Here is a 1,361-nt window from a genome sequence, read left to right as displayed (position 1 = left end):
AAGCACGGGCTGTGCGCGGTGAGTTTGAGGGGCAGGCTGGCTTCGGCCAGGATTTCGCCTTGCACGTAGTTGGTCAGCGGCACTTCGGCGGTGGGAATGAGGTACATCGGCTCGGCCTGGCCTTCTTGCCCGCCTTTTTGGGCGGCGAACAAGTCGGCCTCGAACTTGGGCAGCTGGCCGGTGCCGCGCAGCGCCCGGTCATTGACGATGTAGGGCGTGTAGCACTCATTTATAGCCATCCACCGAAAGCTTCATACAGCGTTGCGCCGCTTCGCCGTACAGAACTTTGTGAGTATCGCTACAAGACCCAAGCTGCAAGGCTCTAAACCAAAGGCAGCCTGAAAAACAGGCTCTTCCACCACGCTTAACGGAGAACCACATGAACCTGACCGACAAAAAAATCCTTCTTACCGGCGGCAGCAGCGGCATCGGTGCCGCCCTGGCAGAAGCCCTGCACCGTCGCGGCGCACACGTGCTGACCTGCGCCCGCCACCTGCCGGAACCGCTGCCAGACGGCATTACCTTCCGCCGCTGCGATTTATCCCTGCCCGCCGAACGCGACGCGCTGGCCGCATGGGTGCGCGACGAACATCCCGATACCGCCGTTTTAATCAACAACGCCGCCGTGCAGCGCACGCTTGATTTTGTCGGCGGCGAACGCGCAGCCCTGCTGCAAAACCTCGCACAGGAGCTGGCGGTCAACCTTGAAGCCCCCGTTGCCCTGACCGCCGCGCTGCTGCCCGTGCTGGCAAGCCAGCCGCAGGCCGCCGTGGTCAACATCACCACCGGTCTTGCCCTCGCGCCGAAAAAAAGCGCCCCCGTTTACTGCGCTGCCAAGGCAGGACTGCACAACTTCACCCGCGCCCTGCGCTACCAAACGGAAGCCGCCGCGCCACACATCCGCGTACAGGAAATCGTGCCGCCCCTGGTTGACACCCGCATGACCGCCGGACGCGGCAGCGGCAAGCTCAGTCCCGAAGCGGTCGCTGATGCAGTCGTCCGCGCCATTGAAAGCGGTCGCGCCGAGACCTGCATCGGCAAAATACACCTGCTCAAATGGCTGCTGCGCCTCGCCCCATCCGCCGCCTACCGCATTTTGCGCAACGAATAACCCCGTTCATTCGCACGGCAGCCTGAAAACGGATTTCCCTCCTTTCAGGCTGCCTTTAAACCAAACAGCACTCATCTTTGCCCACACAAACGCCCCACCACGCCAAAGGCAGCCTGAAAGCGCGTCCACACGCTTTTGCAAAGCGAAAATCAGAAGGTGTAGCCGTGCTGCTGCGTTTGCACGTCGAGCATGAATTGCGCCAGCGCCCGGTGCAGGCGGGCGGCGGGGCCGCGCAGAAAGGCAAAGCGCG

General features: G+C 62.7%; 1 protein-coding gene and 1 pseudogene. One reads left to right on the top strand and one right to left on the bottom strand.

What is annotated here, in order from left to right; translation table 11 throughout:
* A pseudogene (locus QB898_RS13020) lies at positions 1–227 on the bottom strand (serine--tRNA ligase); the annotation flags it as partial.
* Positions 228–379: 152 nt separating this feature from the next.
* Here QB898_RS13020 and QB898_RS13015 point away from each other — a divergent pair.
* The gene (locus QB898_RS13015; protein WP_074896412.1) at positions 380–1,111 is read left to right on the top strand and encodes an SDR family oxidoreductase; all 732 of its coding nucleotides are present in this window, start codon (positions 380–382) and stop codon (positions 1,109–1,111) included.
* The last annotated feature ends 250 nt before the right edge of the window (positions 1,112–1,361 follow it).

The organism is Ottowia cancrivicina, from assembly GCF_029813755.1.
Classification (GTDB): Bacteria; Pseudomonadota; Gammaproteobacteria; order Burkholderiales; family Burkholderiaceae_C; genus Ottowia; species Ottowia massiliensis.
This window is presented reverse-complemented; position numbering and strand designations above follow the sequence as displayed.